The 20,651-nt window shown below is 63.1% G+C and carries 23 protein-coding genes and 1 pseudogene; 9 read left to right on the forward strand and 15 right to left on the reverse strand.

Features of this window, described 5'->3' with window-relative positions; translation table 11 throughout:
* The 10 genes and pseudogenes from AB4Y67_RS13380 to AB4Y67_RS13425 form a co-directional block, all read right to left on the reverse strand.
* Positions 1–203 (reverse strand): helix-turn-helix domain-containing protein (locus AB4Y67_RS13380; RefSeq protein WP_441406268.1); only part of this gene is annotated, 203 nt, incomplete at its 3' end.
* A gap of 201 nt (positions 204–404) precedes the next feature.
* Positions 405–1,940 (reverse strand): hypothetical protein, encoded by a 1,536-nt coding sequence (locus AB4Y67_RS13385; protein ID WP_441406269.1) that lies wholly within the window; start codon positions 1,938–1,940, stop codon positions 405–407.
* A pseudogene (locus AB4Y67_RS13390) lies at positions 1,937–2,524 on the reverse strand (recombinase family protein). The gene AB4Y67_RS13385 and the pseudogene AB4Y67_RS13390 overlap by 4 nt, the downstream one beginning before the upstream one ends.
* A gap of 438 nt (positions 2,525–2,962) precedes the next feature.
* On the reverse strand, positions 2,963–4,375 hold the full coding sequence (locus AB4Y67_RS13395; RefSeq protein WP_441406270.1) for an MBL fold metallo-hydrolase: 1,413 nt from the start codon (positions 4,373–4,375) through the stop codon (positions 2,963–2,965).
* Positions 4,376–4,465: 90 nt separating this feature from the next.
* Positions 4,466–4,876, reverse strand: a complete 411-nt coding sequence (locus tag AB4Y67_RS13400; RefSeq protein ID WP_441406271.1) for a rhodanese-like domain-containing protein — start codon at positions 4,874–4,876, stop codon at positions 4,466–4,468.
* A 4-nt stretch (positions 4,877–4,880) separates the two neighbouring features.
* On the reverse strand, positions 4,881–5,243 hold the full coding sequence (locus tag AB4Y67_RS13405) for a thioredoxin family protein (RefSeq protein ID WP_441406272.1): 363 nt from the start codon (positions 5,241–5,243) through the stop codon (positions 4,881–4,883).
* Positions 5,244–5,307: 64 nt separating this feature from the next.
* The gene (locus AB4Y67_RS13410) at positions 5,308–5,604 is read right to left on the reverse strand and encodes a rhodanese-like domain-containing protein (RefSeq protein ID WP_441406273.1); all 297 of its coding nucleotides are present in this window, start codon (positions 5,602–5,604) and stop codon (positions 5,308–5,310) included.
* Positions 5,605–5,637: 33 nt separating this feature from the next.
* Entirely contained in the window at positions 5,638–5,979 is a 342-nt protein-coding gene (locus tag AB4Y67_RS13415) for a rhodanese-like domain-containing protein (protein ID WP_441406274.1), read from the reverse strand.
* Between the two features lie 29 nt (positions 5,980–6,008).
* Positions 6,009–6,908 (reverse strand): sulfite exporter TauE/SafE family protein, encoded by a 900-nt coding sequence (locus AB4Y67_RS13420; protein WP_441406275.1) that lies wholly within the window; start codon positions 6,906–6,908, stop codon positions 6,009–6,011.
* The gene (locus AB4Y67_RS13425) at positions 6,905–7,528 is read right to left on the reverse strand and encodes a rhodanese-like domain-containing protein (RefSeq protein ID WP_441406276.1); all 624 of its coding nucleotides are present in this window, start codon (positions 7,526–7,528) and stop codon (positions 6,905–6,907) included. The genes AB4Y67_RS13420 and AB4Y67_RS13425 overlap by 4 nt, the downstream gene beginning before the upstream one ends.
* A 122-nt stretch (positions 7,529–7,650) precedes the next feature.
* Here AB4Y67_RS13425 and AB4Y67_RS13430 point away from each other — a divergent pair, with 122 nt between their 5' ends.
* Genes AB4Y67_RS13430 through AB4Y67_RS13440 form a run of 3 tightly spaced genes read left to right on the forward strand, consistent with a single transcriptional unit; the run spans position 7,651 to position 8,750 of the window.
* Entirely contained in the window at positions 7,651–7,908 is a 258-nt protein-coding gene (locus AB4Y67_RS13430; RefSeq protein ID WP_014920545.1) for a metal-sensitive transcriptional regulator, read from the forward strand.
* A 33-nt stretch (positions 7,909–7,941) separates the two neighbouring features.
* Complete coding sequence (locus AB4Y67_RS13435; RefSeq protein ID WP_441406277.1) at positions 7,942–8,349, forward strand: DUF302 domain-containing protein; 408 nt, start codon at positions 7,942–7,944, stop codon at positions 8,347–8,349.
* A gap of 14 nt (positions 8,350–8,363) precedes the next feature.
* Positions 8,364–8,750, forward strand: a complete 387-nt coding sequence (locus AB4Y67_RS13440; RefSeq protein ID WP_441406278.1) for a DsrE family protein — start codon at positions 8,364–8,366, stop codon at positions 8,748–8,750.
* Between the two features lie 59 nt (positions 8,751–8,809).
* Here the strand turns inward: AB4Y67_RS13440 and AB4Y67_RS13445 are convergent, their stop codons facing one another.
* A complete protein-coding gene (locus AB4Y67_RS13445; RefSeq protein WP_441406279.1) occupies positions 8,810–9,190 on the reverse strand; it encodes a MerR family transcriptional regulator in 381 nt (126 codons plus the stop codon).
* Positions 9,191–9,368: 178 nt separating this feature from the next.
* Between AB4Y67_RS13445 and AB4Y67_RS13450 the strand changes: the two genes are divergently transcribed.
* From AB4Y67_RS13450 to AB4Y67_RS13470, 5 genes are all read left to right on the forward strand, one after another.
* Entirely contained in the window at positions 9,369–10,892 is a 1,524-nt protein-coding gene (locus AB4Y67_RS13450) for a SulP family inorganic anion transporter (RefSeq protein ID WP_441406280.1), read from the forward strand.
* Between the two features lie 223 nt (positions 10,893–11,115).
* Entirely contained in the window at positions 11,116–11,712 is a 597-nt protein-coding gene (locus AB4Y67_RS13455) for a recombinase family protein (protein WP_441406281.1), read from the forward strand.
* A 6-nt stretch (positions 11,713–11,718) separates the two neighbouring features.
* Positions 11,719–13,104 (forward strand): Mu transposase C-terminal domain-containing protein, encoded by a 1,386-nt coding sequence (locus AB4Y67_RS13460; protein ID WP_441406342.1) that lies wholly within the window; start codon positions 11,719–11,721, stop codon positions 13,102–13,104.
* Complete coding sequence (locus AB4Y67_RS13465; protein WP_441406343.1) at positions 13,104–13,910, forward strand: AAA family ATPase; 807 nt, start codon at positions 13,104–13,106, stop codon at positions 13,908–13,910. Before AB4Y67_RS13460 ends, AB4Y67_RS13465 begins: the two co-directional genes overlap by 1 nt.
* A 312-nt stretch (positions 13,911–14,222) precedes the next feature.
* The gene (locus AB4Y67_RS13470; protein WP_441406282.1) at positions 14,223–15,563 is read left to right on the forward strand and encodes an ATP-binding protein; all 1,341 of its coding nucleotides are present in this window, start codon (positions 14,223–14,225) and stop codon (positions 15,561–15,563) included.
* Positions 15,564–15,888: 325 nt separating this feature from the next.
* Here the strand turns inward: AB4Y67_RS13470 and AB4Y67_RS13475 are convergent, their stop codons facing one another.
* On the reverse strand, positions 15,889–17,232 hold the full coding sequence (locus AB4Y67_RS13475; protein WP_441406283.1) for a ParB/RepB/Spo0J family partition protein: 1,344 nt from the start codon (positions 17,230–17,232) through the stop codon (positions 15,889–15,891).
* Between the two features lie 506 nt (positions 17,233–17,738).
* Between AB4Y67_RS13475 and AB4Y67_RS13480 the strand changes: the two genes are divergently transcribed.
* On the forward strand, positions 17,739–17,894 hold the full coding sequence (locus AB4Y67_RS13480) for a hypothetical protein (protein WP_441406284.1): 156 nt from the start codon (positions 17,739–17,741) through the stop codon (positions 17,892–17,894).
* Between the two features lie 85 nt (positions 17,895–17,979).
* Here the strand turns inward: AB4Y67_RS13480 and AB4Y67_RS13485 are convergent, their stop codons facing one another.
* From AB4Y67_RS13485 to AB4Y67_RS13495, 3 genes are all read right to left on the reverse strand, one after another.
* Complete coding sequence (locus AB4Y67_RS13485; RefSeq protein ID WP_441406285.1) at positions 17,980–18,132, reverse strand: hypothetical protein; 153 nt, start codon at positions 18,130–18,132, stop codon at positions 17,980–17,982.
* 656 nt (positions 18,133–18,788) lie between these two features.
* On the reverse strand, positions 18,789–19,766 hold the full coding sequence (locus AB4Y67_RS13490; RefSeq protein WP_441406286.1) for a DUF4192 domain-containing protein: 978 nt from the start codon (positions 19,764–19,766) through the stop codon (positions 18,789–18,791).
* A gap of 603 nt (positions 19,767–20,369) precedes the next feature.
* Complete coding sequence (locus AB4Y67_RS13495) at positions 20,370–20,645, reverse strand: hypothetical protein (protein WP_441406287.1); 276 nt, start codon at positions 20,643–20,645, stop codon at positions 20,370–20,372.
* Positions 20,646–20,651: the final 6 nt, after the last annotated feature.

The raw sequence follows: 20,651 nt of genomic DNA on the forward strand, positions 1-20,651 counted from the left end.
GCGAGGTCACTTTCCCGCACCCTCCACACACCCCGTCCACCGAACTGCCCGGCGGGCAGCTCGCCGCTGCGAACGAGCGAATAGACCAGTGCACTTTTAACGTTCAGGACCTCCTGAACTTGTTCCAGGGTCAGCATCCTGGGGAACCCCGGTACCGTCGTGGGCGCAGGTTCCTCGGTCACCTGTTCTGTCCGTTTCGGCATTCTCAATCCACCTCGTTCCCGTGTTGCAGCTCGTCCCTGGTGCGCTGTCCTCGGCGGAGAGATCCGGCCGGAACCGGCTTCCATTTCCTGCCTTGGTCGCGATTGCTTTCCAAGCGTTTCACTTCACGCGCATCGTCGCACGAACAATGAAGTCCGACACGCACGCATCACCGCGCGATTCTCCGCCTAAATCGATGCCCTCTAGTGCCCCGCTTTGGCGCTCTGCGCTCCTTGCTTCCGCCTGCGCAAGAAATCGTACCGCGCAAGTTTTTCCGGGTGAGCGAGGATATCCAAAAGGTGCAGCCAAGCCAGATCGGAAAACTCCCCGGGGATGCGCCCATCATGTGCAGCGAGTAGGGCGCGATCTCGTTGAGTGGGGGTCTTGTCGAATCCGTGCAGACTGTTGCGTACGATTGCCAGCCATTCCGTAACTGCCGTCTTTCGTTCCACCGAAACGAGCTTTCCTTGCTGGTCCGGCAGCTGAATGGTCCCACCATGTTCAGGTGTCACTTCAAAAAAACCATCCTCGAGTGCAGTGATCACTCTCAGACTCCGCTCCGCCCGGGCCATGAACACAGTTTGGGCATCGTCCGGCAGATCCGACCGTAGCCCCTCCAGAATCTTCTCAATGCTTGACCTTCCCACGAGGTCCTTCCATTTGTAGCCAGGAATCATCCCCTCAAGACGCTTAAGCAGGTTAAAAGTAAGGGCACGCCGTGCGTGGTCGTCTCTGGTGATCGTCAAAATGGACTGGCAGTCGCGGAACATCTGTTCAACGCTGAGCAACCGCTCTGTTGCCGCGGCGGGCTCGAACTGTCCCTGAGAGTCCTCATAATTGGACGGTTCTGTGACGATTGAGAAAAGCGTACTGAGCTGGTTAATCCACCAGTGAGCTGCGCGGATAAAGGTCTTAGCACTGATGTCCGCGGGCGCGATCTCATCCTCCAATGCGTTGTGCAGGGGTCCTAGTAGTTGGATCTTGTCTCTAGCCAGCGGTTCCTGCCCTGAGATGGCACTTCCAAAGAACAGCAGAATGACGCCGCCGGGCCGAGGAATGGGGTATGCCCACAGCGCAGGACTAAGGCTCGCGCACATACAGGAGAGGTAGGCGCCGAAGCCCAGTGTGGAATCTGAGAACAATCCTTTTGACGAGGGTGCGAACCCGCCCTCGGTCCTAAAGGCCTCATGGAGCTCATGCCCCCCTGCGGTCAACAGGGACCGGATTACTGAGAATCGGTAGCCGACCACGTCTTTGATTTCTATTAAGTAGGCCGAGGGATCATCTACTGCCGGGCGAAGGAATTCGTTGAAGGTCTGCCGAAGCATGCCGGCCGCCGCTTCAGCAGTTGGAGCGGCGGAAACCAGCATCGTCATGCTCATCAGGAGGGCACTTGCTTCTTCGGGGTAGTTCTTTGCGAGCCCGGCGTGTGCTGCGCGTGCTGACTTCCAAATTTCGTGCTCAATGACTCCGTCATGCCGCTTCAGCCCCCTAAGCCTGGAGTATGCATCCTCAGAATCGGAGTTCGAGGTGTCCGCCAGCTTGAACATCTTGAACAAGTTCCCGTTCGTGCCGTGCCGTCCCTCCATGCTCCCGATAGTCCAGACATTAGGTTCTGCCGTGGGTTCGACTAACCACTCGCAAATTCCGGCGATCGCCGCCGGATCTCCTCCCATCATCCATTCGGGAATTTTCACCGTGATAGAAGCAGCTTTTGGCCGCACTTTCTTGCTGGTCATGAGTTGTCCTGCTCTGGCTTGCCTGTCCTCGGGCCAAGTGCCCGGGTCAGGGTCGACATGCTCACGCTGAGCGTCTCTGCGATCTCCGTCAGTTTTTTGCCCCGGCGGCGCAGGTCCCTCGCGGTCTCGAGTTTCGCCGGTGTCATGGCTGGCGGACGTCAGCCTAGCCGGCCTCTGGCTCTTGCTGCCGCTAGCCCGGCCTTGGTGCGTTCGGACAGCCGCGAGCGTTCATACTCGGCGAGTGACGCAAACATGTCGAAGATCAACTTCCCATGCGCGCTTGTAGTGTCCAGCCAGGGCTCGGCAAGAGACCGAAAGCCTATCCCCCGTCGCCCGAGGACGGTGACGATATCGGACAGATCAGCTGTGCTGCGCCCGAGCCTGGTTAGATCGCTGACCACTAGGACGTTGCCAGGTTGCAGGTGTTCCAGGCAGTCCTGCCATCGTGCTCGTGCCTGCGTTGCTCCCGAGGCATGCTCCATGAAGACCTTGATGGCGCCGGCGCCCACGAGCGCATCGACTTGTGCGTCCAAGGACTGCCCGCGCGTGCTGACGCGCGCATAGCCAATGATATTCCGGCTCACGAGGTCGCCTTTCCATGATCAGGCATCTCACGCTCGTAAACACGTCAAAAACCCTCTAGTCCGCATTCCGACTGTCTTTGATACCGGGAACGGGTTCTGACCAAAAATAGCGTCCCCGATTGAAGATTTACGGCACTGTGGGTTTTGGCGGTGCTTGGCGGCGTTCTGTTGTCGCTATATGTCGTGGCTGCCTGCTGACCGCTGACAGTCGTGCGTTCGTGCGGAGTCAACGGGGCTGACGTGCCGGTGGCCAAGGGCCAGGTTCTGTCGCAGGCCCAGAGCGACGCCGGTGGAGTCCAGGGTGCTTCCCGCCTTTGTTCTGGCCATTCCGGGATGCTCGCTTTCGTGCCGGGGACATAAAAGGTGCCCGGACACGTGGGGGAACGCGTCCGGGCGCGCCCGGGCAGGAGGGGGGTCCTGCCCGGGCGGTCTTAGCGGCTACTTTGCTGAGACGGCGTTCTGTCGGGTCTGCTGGAAGGCGTCCCAGGCGGCGTAGCTGCCGTCGAGTTCGACGACGTCGTACCCGGCGCGGCGCAGGGCGCTGGCCGCCACCGAGTTCCGGACACCGGACTGGCAGTAGGTGACGATGGTGCCCTCGGCCGGGAGTTCATCGAGGTGCCACATGGCCCGGCCGCCGGAGAGCTGGTAGGAGCCGGGGATGTGCCCGGCAGTGTGCTCGGTCTTGTTGCGCACATCCAGCACCATGGCCGCCTCAAAGCCCTCGAGCTCTTCGGGCTGGATCAGCTTCGGGGTGGACATAGGGAGCCCTTCAAGGCTGGTGACGTACCCGGCGACGTTGTCGATGCCGACCCGGACCAGGTGGTCCCACATCTCCTGGGCCTGCTTCTGGCCGTCGGCCAGCAGCACCAGGGGGTTCTGGTCGGTTTCCGGGTTCACGACCCAGGCGCCGAAGCTGGCCACTGACTTGCCGGCAGGGATGTTAAGGGCACGGGCCACGGTGCCTTCGTGGACCTTGGCGTTGGGGCGGGTGTCTATGAAGGTCAGGGTGTCCGCTTCCAGGCCCGCAGCCACGGTGGCGGTTGCGATCTCGGGCAGCGGGGTGCGTTCGCCCATGATGGCCGGGCCTTCACGGTTTTCCCGCTTCATCCGCCCGAAGTAGGCGTGCGCGTCGGGCTGTCCGTCGAGGAGTTCGGCGATGAAGCCGGCCTCGTCGTTCGCGGCGAGATAGGGACCCCACCAAGAATAGAGCCGCTCGTAGCCGACCGTGGAGGACGGGATCGCACCCAATGCCTTGCCACAGGCGCTGCCGGCGCCGTGCGCGGGGTGGACCTGCACGTAGTCCGGCAGGGTCAGGAACTTATCCCGCAGGCTGGCGAAGAGCTGCTTGGCTCCCTCGAAGCGGGTGTCGATGCCGCCGGCTGCCTCATCCAGCAGGTCCGGCCGGCCCAGGTCACCGGAGAAGACGAAGTCGCCCGAGAGCAGGTAGCCGGGCTGGTCGCTGAACGCACCGTCAGTGACCAGGAAGGACAGGTGCTCGGGGGTGTGGCCCGGGGTGTGGACGGCTTGGATGCTGATGTTGCCGATGGTGATCTTGTCGCCATCGTAGAGGCGTTCGCCGTCGAATTCGTACTGCCAGTCCGGTCCGCCTTCGCCGGAGACGTAGATCTTCGCACCGGTGGCGGCAGCCAGTTCGCGGGTGCCGGAGAGGTAGTCGGCGTGGATGTGGGTTTCGGTCACGGCGATGATCTTCATGCCGTTCTTCTCGGCCAGTTCCTGGTAGACGGCGATGTCGCGGCGGCCGTCGACAACAACGGCGGTGCCGTTGGCCTGGCAGCCGATCAGGTAGCTCGCCTGGGCGAGGTCTTCATCGTAAATGCGCTCGATAAGCATGTAGTGATCTCCTTCGGTTGAAAGGGGTTTGGAGGTTTGTTCTGAATCGAGTATAGATACCCCGGGGGGTATCTCGCAAGCGGTCTGCGGCTAGGTAGATTTCGTGCGGAACAGCTTGTGCAGGAGCCTGTGCAGGCCTGCCGGGGCGTGTCCCGGCTGTTGCCGGGACGGGTTGTCCGGGGCTTGTTGATAGATGACGGGGTGGCCTGCCAGGTACCACTCGGTGATCCCGCCGGCCACGTTGACCGTCTGGTATCCGCGACCGGTAAGGATCCGCGCGGCCTGGCTGCTGCGTTTTCCTGACCCGCACATGAGGTAAAGCGTGCCGCCGGGCAGGTCGGCAAGCCGGGAGGGCAATTCGTCCAGGGGGATGTTCAGGCTCCCGGGGACGTGTGCGGTCGCATGCTCTTCCTGGCTCCGCACGTCCACCAGCGTGGCGCGGGGCCAGACCGTGGCGAATTCGCCTGCCGTTACCGTGCGGTACCCCTGGCCCTCTGGCATCACATCAGGCGATCTGGTGTCCGGCCTGGGCTCGGAGTTCATTCATGTCAACGTTCTTGACGGCCTGGATGACCTCTTCGAGGCCGGTGGCGTTGAGGGCTCCGGGCTGGGAGAAGACGAGGGTCTTGTCCTTGAAGGCCATCAGGGTGGGGATGGAGGTGATGTTCGCTGCTGCGGCGAGAGCCTGTTCTGATTCGGTGTCCACCTTGGCGAAGGTGATGTCCGGGTGCCGTTCTGCCGCGGCACCGTAGGTGGGTGCGAACTGGCGGCAGGGGCCGCACCAGGCTGCCCAGAAGTCAACGAAGACGATCTCGTTGCTCTCCAGGGTCTGGGCGAAGGATTGCTGGGTGATGTCGATGGTTGCCATGGTCTGTCGAGTCCTTTCGGGCGAAGTTGGTTGGTAGCCCTGCGGCGTGGGTGCGCGGTGGGGCTTAGGCGGCGGGGAGGCCCGCGCGGGTCCAGGCGGTCATGCCGCCGGCCATGGTGTCTGCCTTGTAGCCGACGCCGTTGAGTGCATCGGCGACGACGGCGCTGCGGTTGCCGCTGCGGCAGACTGCGATGACGGGGACTGCGGGGTCCAGTTCGGACAGGCGGGCCTGCAGCTGGCCCATTGGGATGTGCAGGGCGCCGGGGATCATGCCTTCGGCGACCTCGAAGTCCTCGCGGACGTCGAGGATGCAGGCGCTGGTGCGCCGCTGCTCGGCTTCGGTGATAGTAATTTCAGCCATGGTGTTTTCTCCTTCGAAAATAATGGGCGGTTGTTAGCGGACGGGTTCGCCGGCTGCGCGCCAGGCGCTCATGCCGCCGCGCAGGGAGTAGACCTGGTACCCCTGGGCGGCGAGGAGCCGGGCCGCTGACGCGGAGCGTACGCCGGATGCGCAGACGGCGATGACGGGCTTGTTCTTGTTGATTCCTGCGGTGCTGGTCTGCAGCCGGTCCAGCGGGACGTGCTTGGCCTGGGGTGCCCGACCGGAGCGCCATTCCTGAGCGGAGCGGACGTCGATCAGCACGACGCCTGAGGACAGGAGGTCCTTGGCCTCAGCTACTGAGACCGTTGTGTAGGGCTTGCTGAAGGCTTTTTTCAGGGAGCTGATGAGGCCCATGGTGTTCTCCTTGGCTGGTGGTGGCGGGTTCAGGCGGGTGAGGGGACGTTGCTGCGGCGGCCGGTGCGGTTGCGCAGGGGGCAGGAGCTGATGAAGAACCAGCAGATGCCGGCGGTGGCTGCGGTGATGGCTGTTACGCCTGCGGCGATGAACCACCGGAGGTCGGCCGGGGCTTGCTGGATGAGGACGAAGGTTCCCATGACCAGGACAAACCAGCCGAAAGCCTTGCGCAAGGCAGCTTCCGGGATCCGGCCGGCCAGCTTCGACCCAATGAGGCTGCCAACGATGGCTGCGGCCGTTACCCCGAGGGTGATCCCCCAGTCGAGCTGGACGGTGGTGAGGTAGCCGGCGAGTCCGGCGAAGGACTTCATGGCGATGACCACCAGGGAGGTGCCCACGGCGACGGACATGGGCAGGCCGCCCAGGAGTGCCAGGGCCGGGACCACGAGGAATCCGCCGCCTGCGCCGACCAGCCCGGTGATGAGTCCGACGACTGCCCCGTCCAGCAGGACCCTGCCGAGGGGCAGTTCATGCTGGACCGGCGCGGCGCCGTCGTCGTTCTTTTTCTTCCGGCCGCGGAGCATGGCCACGGAGGTGGCCACCATCATGACGGCGAAGGCGATAAGCAGGATCTGGCCGGGGATGTGCCCGCCGAGCAGGCCGCCGACGAACGCGCCGGCCATGCCGGCCGCGCCGAAGATCAGGCCGGTCCGCCACCTCACCCTGCCCCCGCGGGCGTGGCTGAACACGCTCACCGCGGAGGTGACGCCGACAACGAACAGGGACGCTGCGATGGCTTCCTTGGCCTCGAACCCGGCCACGTAAACCAGGATCGGCACGGTCAGGATGGACCCGCCGCCGCCCAAGACGCCGAGCGAGAGTCCGATGACCACCGACAGGGCGAAAACCAGGAGCAGGGTGAGGGTCATGATGCCTTGGCCTCGGCGTTCACCCCGGTGTTGACGGGCAGGGCAAGGATGGCGCTTTCGCGGGTGGGCTCCTGGGCGGCCTTGTTCCACGGCATGGCCGAGATGGCCTTGCCCATGGCGCAGGTGTTGGTGGCCGCTGAGAACGTCAGGCCCGTGCCGATGACCCCGGCAAGCGTCCGGATCTTCGGGGAGACGAACTTCCCGCCTGCCAGGCCAATGACCACAAGGGATCCGGCCACAAGGCGGACCTGCCGCTCCAGGTCCCAGCGGTCCTTGCCCTTGACCACGTCACCGCCGGCAGCGGCGAAGCCGGGTGCCCCGCCGGTCAGGACATAGGCGGTGTCGATGCCGGCCTTGGCCAGGCGCTGGCGGGCCTGCTCGGCGCGCACGCCGGACTGGCAGACCAGGACCACCCGGCTGCCCAGCCGGGCGGCAAGCTCGTCCGTGTGTTCGGAGAGCAGCGGCAGCGGCACGTTATAGGAGCCGCGGATATGCAGGGACTCGAACTCAGCGGCGGAGCGGACATCGATCACCACGAGATCCTGGTGCTCGGTGAACCAGGACTGGAGGGTTTCAGGGGCGAGTGCGGTAACGGCCGGTGCCGTGGAAGGGGAAGTCATGGTTGGCCTCTCGGAAGGGGTCGGGTGGATACCCCACCGAGTATTACAGATACCCCTGGGGGTAGTCAAAACACCCTACGGGGTATAAAATGGATGTAAGCCCCCGACCTTTGGAGAAATCCGTGGAACTCAATCCCTCTGAACTGACCCCTGTCATCAACCGCCTGAAGCGCGCCCAGGGCCAGCTGTCCGCTGTCACCCGCATGCTGGAAGAAGGCCGGGACTGCAAGGACGTCGTCACGCAGCTCGCGGCCGTGTCCAAGGCACTGGACCGGGCCGGGTTTGCCATCATCGCCACCGGCCTCGAGCAGTGCATCGTCCAGAAGGACGCAACGATGGACAAGAAAGACCTGGAAAAGCTCTTCCTCTCCCTCGCCTGACCAAACCTGCTTTCGAGCCACCCAAGGAGAACCATGACGTACACACTCACCACAACCGTCGCTCTTCCGTGGACCGAAGCCCTGGACCGCACCCGGGACGCCCTGTCAGCCCAGGGCTTCGGAATCCTCACGGAAATCAACGTCCGCGCCACCTTCGAAGCCAAACTTGGCGCCGAAGCTGCGGACGCAGTCGGCGATTACGTCATCCTCGGCGCCTGCAACCCGGCCCTGGCCAGCCGCGCCCTCGCCGCCGAACCCGAAATCGGCGCGCTGCTGCCTTGCAATGTCGTGGTGCGCCGGAACAAGGACGCAGACGCGACCACGGTGGAAGCCATCGACCCCCAGACCATGGTCCAGCTCAGCGCCGCACCGGCCGTCAAGGAGATCGCCGACGACGCCGGCACCCGCCTGCGCAAGGCCCTGGCCGCCCTGGTCAACTAAAAACGGGATAAGCAGTGGCTGAGAACGAGGACGCCCCGATAGCGCCATGGTCATCGAACGGTCCGGGTCTGCTCATTCATGCAGCCGGTCCCCTTGAGCCTGACACGTTGACCGGCATCCTGCGCAGTGCAGCCAATGCCCGTGCTGCCCTCAAGTCCGGAGCGGCGATCGAAGTAGTGGTCCAAGGCCCCGGCGTCCGTCTGCTTACTGAAGAGTCGCCGGTCAGCGGGGTCATCAGCCACGCCCGGCAACTGGAGGTGGAAGTTCTCGCCTGTGGCAACAGCATGCGCTCTGTAGGACTGGAGGCAGAAAATTTTGCCCCCGGCGTCGGCACTGTTCCGGCAGCAGTGGCGCACTTAGCGGAGCGTCAATGGCAGGGCTGGGCGTACGTCAGGCTCTGACTCCCGCCCCGCCCGTTCCCCCGGAGTAAGACCACCAAACGCGGCAAGCACTCAGGCGTTTAGTGGCCGCTGATCCTTTTGATGAATTCGTCTGCCTGGGCGAGGTTCCGTGCCATCTTCGCCCGCTGATGTGTTGCCTTCTCCAGATACTCAGAAAGCTTTTCGGAATTGCCCGGGGCAGATCCTTGTCCCTGTCCGTCGCGAAGAATGGTCAGGATGTCTGCCATTTCCTCCAAGGAGAAACCCAGCGGTTTCATCTGTTTGATCACCGTCAGGCGTTCCAAGTCATCTTCTGAATAGACCCGGAAGCCGCCGTCGGTCCGCGCCGTCGCAGGCAGCAAACCGACCTCGTCGTAGTGGCGGATGGTCCGCAGGGACAGGCCCGTCCGTTCTGCCAGTTCACCGATGTGCATGGTCGTGCTGCCGGTTTTGACCGTCATCAGGGATCTCCGTTCCTTATCCGGGTTTTCAACTCTACCATCACGTTAGGGTAGAGTTTCTGGCGAGTGGTGAGACCTCCAAGCGTAATTCCCCTCCTGCCGGCGCAGCGCCCGCCCCCTCATTCTTCGAAAAAGCGAAGACATCCTCGTGTCTTCCCGACCATGAACGGAGCCAGCAATGGCCGTCAAAACCGCCGGGGAAGCCCCGGCCTACACACCCGAGCAACTCCAATCGGTTCGGGAAACCCTGAAGTCTCCGCGACGGCTCAAGACTGAAGTCCTTGCCGGGCTCGTCGTCGCACTGGCCCTGATTCCGGAAGCGATTGCCTTTTCGATCATCGCCGGCGTCGACCCGCGGCTTGGCTTGTTCGCCTCCTTCACCATGGCCGTCACCATCGCATTCGTGGGTGGCCGTCCGGCCATGATTTCCGCGGCCACGGGTGCGATCGCCCTGGTGATAGCTCCGCTGGTGAAGTCCCACGGGGTGGACTACTTCATCGCCGCCGTGATCCTTGCCGGGATCTTCCAGATCATCCTGGGCCTGTCCGGCGTCGCGAAGCTGATGCGCTTTATTCCGAGGTCGGTGATGGTGGGCTTCGTCAACGCCCTGGCCATCCTGATCTTCATGTCCCAGGTCCCCGAACTGATCGGCGTCCCGTGGCTGGTCTACCCGCTGGTGGCGCTGGCCCTGGTCATCGTGTTCGGCCTGCCCAAGCTGACGAACGTCGTTCCTGCTCCGCTGGTGGCGATCGTCGTCCTGACCCTCATCACGGTCCTGGCCTCCGTCGCCGTCCCCACCGTGGGAGACAAGGGCGACCTACCCGAATCCCTGCCGTCGCTGTTCATCCCGAACGTCCCGTTCAACATCGAAACCCTGCAGGTGATCTTCCCCTTCGCCCTTGCCATGGCGTTCGTCGGGCTGTTGGAATCCCTGATGACCGCCAAGCTCGTGGACGATGTCACGGACACCCGCTCGCACAAGACCCGCGAGGCGTGGGGTCAGGGCGTGGCGAACATCGTCACCGGCTTTACCGGGGGCATGGGCGGCTGCGCGATGATCGGCCAGACCATGATCAACGTCAAAGCCTCTGGTGCCCGCACCCGGATCTCCACCTTCCTTGCTGGCGTCTTCCTGCTCATCCTCGTGGTCGCCCTGGGCGGAGTCGTGTCGGTGATCCCGATGGCAGCCCTCGTCGCGGTGATGATCTTCGTTTCCTGGGCGACGTTCGACTGGCACAGCATCCACCCCCGCACCCTGAAGATGATGCCCAAGAGCGAAACCATGGTCATGGTCGCCACCGTCATCGTCACCGTTGCGACGCACAACCTCGCCATCGGCGTCGGCGTTGGTGTGCTGGTGGCCATGGTTCTATTCGCCCGGCGCGTGGCCCACTTCGTCACCGTCGAACGGACCGTCAAGAACATCGACGGCCATGAGACGGCCACCTACGTCGTCAACGGAGAACTATTCTTTGCCTCCTCCAACGACCTCTACACCCAGTTCGAATACGCGCTGGACCCGGAGCAAGTAGTCATCGACATGCACGCCTCACACCTCTGGGACGCCTCCACCATCGCGGCCTTGGACGCCATCACGGAGAAGTACCACAACCACGGCAAAGACGTGAAGATCATCGGCCTCAACGACGCCAGCACCACCATGCGCGAACGCCTGGGCGGCAAACTCGGTGGTGGGCACTAATTATCAGGCGAGCTTCCGATAAAGCCGAGTAGGTACCGATCCGCCGTGGCAACCGCGAAGCGGTGTCTTGATAAACAAAAGCTTTTCAAGACACTGTTCGAGGCGTCGGGAGGAGCCAGCGGCGGACTGAGAAAACCGGGCTGGCTGATGTCTCGGAAACACGTCTCACCGTAAATCGTCTCAGTGCAGGCCCGTGGTGGGCTTTTTGAGTCAGAATGGCCTGATGAGGCAATTGGGCTACACACGGGTGAGTACTTCGAACCAGGATGCCCAGCTGCAACTCGACGCTCTGCTCTCCGTCGGTGTGCAAAAGCGCGACGTCTTCGCCGACGTGACCTCGGGAAGTAAGACGGCGATCGAACGGCCCGGGATGAAGAGGCTCCTCGAGTACGCCGAGGAGGGCGACACCGTCGTTGTGTGGCGGGTTGACCGGTTGGGCCGGTCATTGATCGACGTGCTGAACACCGTGAACCTGCTGCGCGAACGCGGCGTCCAGGTCCGATCCATCTCAGACGGTATTGACCCGGCGACCTCCACGGGCCGGCTGATGCTGAACATGCTCGCCACCTTGGCCGAATATGAGCGCGAGCTGATCGTCGAGAGGGTCAATGCCGGCATCGCCGCCGCCAGGCAGAACGGAACGCGCTTTGGCCGGCCACTGACGGATCCGATTGTCATTGCGGACAAGCTGGCGATCGCTCAGGACGCCCGTGCGAAGGGACGGACCGCGGAAGATGCGGCCCGTCTCGTTGGCTGGAGTCGTGCCACGCTCTACCGCCACCAGCAAGCCCTCACCACCCGCGAGAGCACCAGGATGTAGGTCTCCCTGAACGGCGGTGAGCGCTGGAAAGTCCTTCGACTCTACGTCGAGGACCAGATCCCGCTTGCCGCCCTCGCTCGTGAAACCGGGATCAGCACCCGCACTCTTCAACGCTGGCTCCGGCTCTACCGAACTGGTGGCGGGAGTGCTCTTGACCTGCATCCACGCGCCGATGCCGGCACGCGGCGCATAGACCCAGGAATGGTTAGGTTTATCGAGCGACTCGCGCTGACCCGACCGCGCCCGAGTATCGCAACGTTGCACCGACTTACGGCGGCCGAATCGGGCAGACGAGGCGCCCAGGCGCCGAGTTACTCCGTCGTCCGCAAGATCGTCCAGGCACTGGACCCCGCCCTGGTGACCCTGGCTCTCGAAGGTCCCGCATCCTACCGGGACCGGCATGAACTTGTCCTTCGTCGCCGCGCCGACCGCCCAAACCAAATCTGGCAAGCGGACCACACCCAACTCGACATCCTCATCAACGGCGCCAACGGCAAACCTGACCGGCCCTGGCTGACGACAGTGATGGACGATTACTCCCGGGCACTCTGCGGCTACACCGTCTTCACCGGTGCGCCCTCAGCGCTCAACACGGCCCTCGCCCTCCGGCAGGCCATCTGGCGCAAGAGTGATCCCAGCTGGGCAATGTGCGGACTGCCCGAGATCCTGCACGTGGACCACGGCTCCGACTTCACGAGCCACCACCTTGAACGCACTGCCATCGAGCTGCACATCCGCATCATCCACTCGACCATCGCCCGGCCGCAGGGCCGGGGAAAAATCGAGCGGTTCTTCGGGACCATCAACACCGAAGTTCTCCCCACCCTCCCCGGACATCTGGGGCCCGGGAACAGAAAACCACAGCCCACACTGGATCTCCCCGGACTGGATCGCGCCATCGGAGGCTTCGTCGCCGCCTACAACGACCGGCCCCACAGCGAGATAGGTGTCTCACCACGGGATGCTTGGGTCGCCGACGGCTGGCTTCCCCGGATGCCCGAAAGTCTGGAGGCCCTCGACGGACTTCTCCTGACAGTTCCAAAGAGCCGAACCGTGCAACGCGACGGCGTCCACTTTCAAGGCCAGCGCTACCTCTCACCCACGTTGGCGCCCTTCGTGGGGCAAACCGTCACCATCCGCTACGACCCCCGGGACATCTCCGAAATCCGCGTCTACGACCACGACACCTTCGTTTGCGTCGCCGTCGATGAAGACCACCCCAACCTTCGTCTGAGTCTGCGGGACATTGAGGCTGCACGCAGAGCGCGCCGGAAAGAACTGCGCCGCACCATCAACGACCGCATTCCAACAATCACCAGCCGTGAAGAACCGCACACCGCCGAACCAGTACGGCGCCGGCGCCGACTTCGCACCTACGAAGAGGACGAATGATGAATACCACCTTCATCGTCACCAAAGAACACCGACGCTTCATCGAGTTCGCCAACGCAGTCCGAAAAGAACGAACAATAGGGATCTGCCACGGAGATGCCGGAGTGGGTAAAACACTCTCCGCACGCCGCTACGCCAACTGGGATGACCTGGAGCCCTACATCACCGAATGGGGACCACGCGGCGACCAGGACGAAAAGCACTACGCCCTCGCCAACCGCTCCCGCGCAGTCTTCTACACCCCAGACGTACTCTGCCGTCCTAAAAACCTCATGGATGACATACACCGATACCAGGTGAGAATCGGCTCGTGCATCGACGAACACCTGCACAAACTCGATGCCGCACCACGCTCAATGAACAGAGTCACCGAGTTAGTGGAGCTGCTGATCATCGACGAAGCCGAACGCCTCAACGCGACAGCCCTTGAACTCCTCCGCGACAACCACGACCGAACCCATCTGCCGATGATCCTCATCGGCATGCCTGGCATAGACCAACGATTCCGGCACTATCCCCAGCTTTACAGCCGTCTTGGCTTCTCCCACCGATACCGCGCCCTTGGCAGAGACGAGCTCCTCTTTGTTCTGGACCGACATTGGAAACGGCTCGGCCGTACCCTCGACCCGGATGACTTCACCGACGCCCAGGCTATTGCCGCAGTAGAGCGCATCACCCGAGGCAACTTCCGTCTCCTCGAACGGCTATTTCCCCAGATCACCCGCGTCCTCAAGATCAACCAGCTCGAAACCATCACCGACGACGTCGTGGAAGCAGCAGCAAGCATCCTCGTTATCGGGAACTAGCGACACAGAGCGAAAACAGATCGCCGCCACCTATCGGACAAGTCCACATTTACGGCACCGATTCGGCAAGTCGCACAGACTAGTCAGAAATGGTCGTTTTTGAGGGTCCGTTTGATCGGGCGCTATCCCCGTGGGCAAGGGTTCTAACCCTGGCATGCCCTACCACCGACCCTCCGACCGCGGTATAGGGTCAACTAACACTGCGACACCATCGACGCGCCCAAAGCGCAATTAGGGGGAATTAGGGTGCGGCACCTCACCATTAGCTCTCGGGAAGCTACTCAACTCCTGAAACGGTCTGAAGATCACTACTTGGACTTCAAGTCGAAAGAGATCAAACCTTCAAGCCTCGAGAAGAACGTCTCGGCCTTTGGCAACTCCTCGGGTGGCGAGATAATCGTCGGCATCGATGAGGCAACAGATAAGGGCTCCTTCAGCTGGAATGGCTTTGAACGCATTGAAGACGCCAACGCACACGTGCACCTGTTGATGGGAGCTTTTCCCGAGTCCGATGCTTTCAAGTACGACACCCTTACCGCAGACGGCTTCCCCGGGCATCTACTTCGTCTGACGATTGCAAAGACACGCGAGATTTGCCGCAGCGCGTCCGGCGCCATATATGTCCGGGGCGCAGCCGGCGTCAGGCGCGTCGAATCGGACGCAGAGATCGAGACTCTGAAGCTTCAGAAAGGAATCACCTCATACGAGGCCAAAACTACTCAAGCGCCAGTTTCCATGGTTGCTGATTCGTATCAGGTAACCGAATTCGTTGTGGATGCACTTACCTTTAGCGAACCGGAGCCTTGGCTGCGCGAACAGCTCATGATTGTCGCCGACCGACCCACCGTGTCGGCGGTCGTGCTCTTCGCTGATGAACCGCAGATCGTCCTCCCCAAGGCTTCAGTGATGGTCTATCGCTATGCGTCTCGCGACGCCGTCGGTGCCCGTAAAGACCTGGTCGATAACAAGACCTGGAACATCGAGGGTCCTGCGATTAAGCAGATCCAGGGAACGGTGTCCAAAACCACTGAACTCATAGAGAAGGTCAAGGGCACCAATTTGCAGGACATTTCCTATCCACCCGAAACCCTTCACGAGATCATCACTAATGCCGTTATCCACCGCGACTACTCCATCGCAGACAACATCCACGTACGAATATTTGACGACAGGGTGGAAGTCGAAAGCCCAGGGCGCCTAGCTGGCCATGTCACCCCCAAGAACCTTCCAGGGGCCCGATTCTCCAGGAACGAAGTCATCGAACGCATGCTGCATAAGTTCGCCGATGCCCCAAACAAAAACGTGGGAGAGGGCCTCAAAACCGCATTCGAGGCGATGCAAGCCGTGCGTTTGACGCCCCCAAAAGTCGCCGAAACCGAGAACGGTGTCATCGTCTACATCAAGCACGAACAGCTCGACAGCCCTTCCACGTTAGTGCTCCGTTATCTCGAGAAGAATGCCACGATCACCAACAAGGAAGCCCGCGAGCTCACCAACACCCCGAGTGAACGAAGCATGCGTCGAACGCTGGGACGCATGATCGAGCAAGGGGCCATCGAGCAGGTTCCCGGCACTACCAAAGGGGGATACAAATATCGCTTGAGCCAGAAGCAAGATGGGACATCTGCAGAGGTCCCTGCCGGCGATTCGTAGACCTTGCGGTTCATGAGCTAGGAACGAAAGCAAGGCCGGCACTGTAGCGCCGGCCTTGCCTGGTTTTCCTTGGGCAAAGGAAATCTGTGGTTCAGCTTGGCTCAACGGTTGTTGTGCTGCCGCGACCTGGTTACCTCGTTGTTCCTGGTTGCGCGGCTGGAGACTGACTAGCTTGGTGGTCGCGGTGAATGGCGGTCCGGCGCCGGTGAGTGGCTGCTGTGGTTCGCCCTGGGCGGCGGACCGCCCGGCGTACGGCAGGTTCCGTACCCTGCAAATGGTTGGGCCGGGCGGCTGTTTTGGGGTCAGCCGCCCGGCCCATTTCAAGTTATTCGGCCTCTTCGGTGTGCTTGTCGAGGATGATTTTTTCGACGGCGCTGGCGGTGTAGCCCCATTGGGTGAGCTGGTTCAAGTAGTCGAAGTGGCGCTTCTCGGCAGAACGCCATGAGTCTTTCTGGATGGTCTTCTCGTACCCGGCGCAGATCAGGGCGATGAGGGAGAACTCGGGGCGCGCGGTGGTTTTGGCGGTGTGGTCCCGGAGCGGGTTCCAGCCCCACCGGTCGGTATCTTCCCCGGTTTTGGTTCCGAGCATTTCGGTGGCGACTTTGCCGTCGTAGCCGCTGGCGGTTTCGGGGTTATGGGTGATGGCGTGGACGGTGAAGTACTGCCAGCCCTTCGGCGCGGTCTTCCGCGACAGCAGGGTCTTCACGAACTCACGCCTGACCTTCGTAGCGCTTTCCATCTCGCGGTTATTGGCGATCAGGGTTTTCCGCTCTGCTTTCTGTTCCTCGGTCATCGGGCCTTTCTGGGCCTGGGTGCCGCCGTCGTAGCGTTCGTACTTCGGGGTGAAGCCCAGGTCCTTCCATCCGGTGATGACGGGGGTGGCGTTGTGCTGGCCCCGGTAGTCGGTGCTGATCAGGTAGGCGTTGGCGTCCTCGTCGGTGGCCGGTTCCCCGTCGGCCCGCTTCGCGGCCGAGACGTACAGGTTCTCTTCGTTGGCGTAGTGCCCGGCGTCCTCCACGATGGTCTTGCCCTCCGCCTCCAGTTCCTCGATGAGCGTGGCGAGGGCGGCGGCGCGGTCGCGGCGGTCCCGGAGTATCTGCGCGACGTGCAGGAGCTGGTCGGGTTCGTCCGCGATCACGGACTCCAATTCCTCCGTGTCCTCCTGGCTCCCTTCAAATTCGGCCATGATGAGCGCTTCATCAATCGTGTAGCCCTTGCCCAGGGCGGCGGCTCCGGCGGTCGAGGACTTGGCTTTCAGCGCCCCTTCCACGGTGGTCTTGGTGCGGCCTGTCTTCTTGGCGATCGCGGCGGCCGAGACACCGATCAGGGACAGCTGGTGGTAGGCGTCGGCTTCGTCAGCTTCGGTCAGCTCGGCGCGCTGGATGTTCTCCACGACCTGGGTCACGATGCGTCCTGCTTCCTCGGGGGATTCGATGATCATCACCGGGATCTGGGGCCGGGCGGCTTCGACGGCGGCGCGGGTGCGGCGCTGTCCCATCAGGACGTGCACGGTGCCGTCGTCTTTGCGGTGGGCGATCACGGGTTCCATGACGCCGTGTTCTTTGATGCTGGCGATGAAGTCTGCGGTCAGGGCCGCGTCTTTGCGGACGTTGATGTCGACGGTCAGGGTGGCCGGGTCGAGCATTTCGAGGGTGGGGTTGGTGTTCATGGTGTTGCTCCTTTTTGCCCAAGGATTTCGGTGGGTGGGGCGGCTCAAGTGACCGGCCAGCGTCCCCTCTCCCCCCGTTGTTTTTTGGCTGCTGGCGGAGCTTGCGGAGCTGTGCCCGACGGAGGCCTGTCTACCCGCAGGGCAAGGGGCAGGAAATTCCCGAAGGAAATAAGCGACGCAGGAGCGCCGCAGGGACATTTCCTGCACCGCAGGCCCCGACGAAGGAGGGGCTAGACGGGGTGGAGCGGGCACGTACGATCCGAAGGACAGCAGCCAAAAAACGTCGAAGACGTGGGAAAGGGCCAAGGATCCCGGAGCTCTGCGACGGAAGCCCTGGACCCAACAGCCGGCCGCGCCAGCGGACGCCCGATGGCAGCGAGCCCTGCGAGCACGCCCTTCATGCGTATGGTGGGTGCATGGATGACCTGGTCCCGCCGAATGGCGCCCGGGGCCGTGCGGGTCACGGTACCGGGTGGAATTCTCGGCGGGTTTACCGAGCCCTGGCCATGGTGTTCACGGTCGCTGCCGGCGCCGTGCTGGCGTTGGTGATCCTGGATCTCTTCATCGTCCGGCCGATCGCCGGCGACCTATTCATCTTCACCCTCAACAGCCTCGCGGCGGCCCTTTTATGGCGGCAAGCCCAGGAAAGGTCCCGGGCATGAAGAAGGCCGGCACCTTGCGGTGCCGGCCTTCTCGTTTTCCCTTGGGCAAAGGAAATCTGTGGGGCAGCGTCTCGCTGCCTGGTCGTTAGAACCGGTTGTGCTCTTCGTCGGCCCAGCGGGCGTCAACCGGGCCGGTTGGTTCGCCGGCCGTGAGCAGGCTGAGCTCAATGATGTCCTCGGCCAGGCTGGGCTTTGCGGGTAGGGCGTCGTCCTCGGTCATGGTGTACTCGTGGCTCATGCTCGCGCTCCCCTGGTCGGTGCCGTGTTCATCGGTTCAGCGTATCGGAAACTCCCGGCGGCTTCGTTGGGTTCGTGTTCCGTTGGGGTGCGGCCGGCGCAAGATGTCGGCCGCACCCCAATCGGTCAAAAGAGCGGCGGGTGCTTGATCAAAAACAAGACCAAGCGGGCTACGTTTACTACGAAGCCCAGCATCGCCCACGGCGGCTGCTGCCCATGCTTTCGTTTTGCCAAAGCGGTCTCCTTTCGTGCACGAGAAAGGAACCGTTGCAGACGGACTCGCCGCCAGCCACCATCAGGACATAACCTAGAGGTGTGTAGTCGCATACACCCTTGGTCCAGATGACCGGTTCACCGGGCTGGATCAGGATTCTGAAGCCCGTTCCCGCGGGCTTCAGTCATTTAATCCAGCTGCCATACTTGGCACTCTTAAAGCGTACCGACAACCACAGACATAAAAGACCCCACTATCACCGACCTAAGACAAAAAGACCTCCGGCAACACTGAGCTAGCTGTAGCAGGTCCCTCTGGGCCCGTAGGTGGCTCCGCCCGCGCGAGCGTTTGGGCGGCCGGAGGAGCGCAGCGGGGGAGGCCGCCCCGCCACCGGAAAAGCCGGGCCGGGAGCCTGGGGGACCCGGCCCGGCCTTTGTGTCCGCTTAGATGATGCGGCGCCGGTAGGACGTTTCGGCATCCTTGGCGACGTCGGCGACGTAGCCGCGGCCGATCAATTCGCGCAGCAGGACCGCGAGACGGAAATCGGGAACGTCGTTGAGGGCGTGCTTGAGGTAGCGGTCTGCTTGTGTGCCGTTGCCTTTGAGCCATTGAAGCCAGCCCATCAGCGCCATCATGGGTGCGCGCTGACCTGCCGGGACTGCTTTCATCAGCTCGAAGGCCATTGCTTCGGCCCGGTCGATGCGGTCCCAGTCGGGCCGGTCGGTGAACTTTCCGAGCATCACGTCGCCGAAACTGCCGTTGTGCGCGGTGATGGTCTCGCGGAACATGAAATCCCGGATGAAGGTGTTCTGCAGCGCGGCGGCAAGGTACCGGGCGCTCTGCTGGTCGGGGGTCCCTTCCCCTTTGAGCAGAGACGCCCACGCTTCACACGCGGCGTCGGTCTCTTCCGCGGTGCTCTCGGGGGCTTCGACGTGCTGCGCCCAGGTTCCCAGCAGGGACGGGTTGTAGGCGTCGACGTCGGTGGCGCTGCCGAAGTAGGTCAGTGCGGCGTTGGCCTGGCTGTCGGTGATCTCCGCAAGCGGGTGGTTCTCGTCGGTTCCGAACTCGGACCATTGTGTGGCGGTGACGAGCCAGACGTTCCGGACCGGCATCCGGGCCGCTGCGAGTTCGTTGACCAGGGCGGCGACGTGGGCGGCGTAGGGGTAGCCGTCCGGGTGTTCGTCGGTGTAGACGACGATGTAGGACGCGGTGGCTTCCTCGTCGCGGGCCGCGTAGCTGGTCAGGGTCTGGGCGTATCCGCCCGGTTCTGCGTGCTCGGGGGCGTCTACCCGCAGAGTGACGCCGAGCGTACCGCCCTGCGCGGTGATGATGACGAAGGATTCGGCGGGCGTGGTGCCCAGCAGGTGCGGGACTGCCGCCAGCAGGTCGGCGGGTCCGGTGATGTTCAGCTTCTCGTTCATGGTGTTGCTCCTTTTTGCCCAAGGATTTCGGTGGGTGGGGCGGCCATGGTGACCGGCCAGCGTCCCCTCTCCCCCCGTTGTTTTTTGGCTGCTGGCGGAGCTTGCGGAGCTGTGTCCGACGGAGGCCTGTCTACCCGCAGGGCAAGGGGCAGGAAATTCCCGAAGGAAATAAGCGACGAAGGAGCGCCGCAGGGACATCTCCTGCACCGCAGGCCCCGACGAAGGAGGGGCTAGACGGGGTGGAGCGGGCACGTACGATCCGAAGGACAGCAGCCAAAAAACGTCGAAGACGTGGGAAAGGGCCAGGGATCCCGGAGCTCTGCGACGGAAGCCCTGGACCCAACAGCCGGCCGCGCCAGCGGACGCCCGATGGGAGCGAGCCCTGCGAGCATGCTCTTCCTCTTCGGGTTGGACCGCTCCCCTGCTTGGCCGGCCCCGAGGTCGGGGTGAGTCGGGCATCCTGGCCGGCTCCTGCACGAACGTCCCGCCGATGGCGGTCCGCCGCCGGTGACCAGCGACGCTACCCGACCAAAGGCGGCGGACCGCCCGACCTCCGGGGGCGGGCCGGGCCCCTTTCCTTGGCCCCGGCCCGTTGCGCCGCGGTTAGTGCAGTTCGGGGCGGTGGTCGGCGGCGAAGAGGACGGCAACGAGTTCGTTGTGCCAGTCCAGCGCGGCGTGCTGCCGGGTGGTGACCAGGAGCGCGGGGTCCACGCGGGCGTCCGTGGTCACGGCTTCGGCCATGCCCCTGATGTGGGCGGCAAGGTCCGCCGCTGCGTCGGGGCTGTAGGCCACGGGGGATTTCTGCACGATGGTGGCCAGGGTTTCGAGGAACACCACGGTCTGGGCCGGGTTTTCGGGGATGCTGTTTCTCGTGGTCATGGTTCT

This window comes from Arthrobacter sp. YAF17, from assembly GCF_052113365.1.
Taxonomy (GTDB): domain Bacteria; phylum Actinomycetota; class Actinomycetes; order Actinomycetales; family Micrococcaceae; genus Arthrobacter.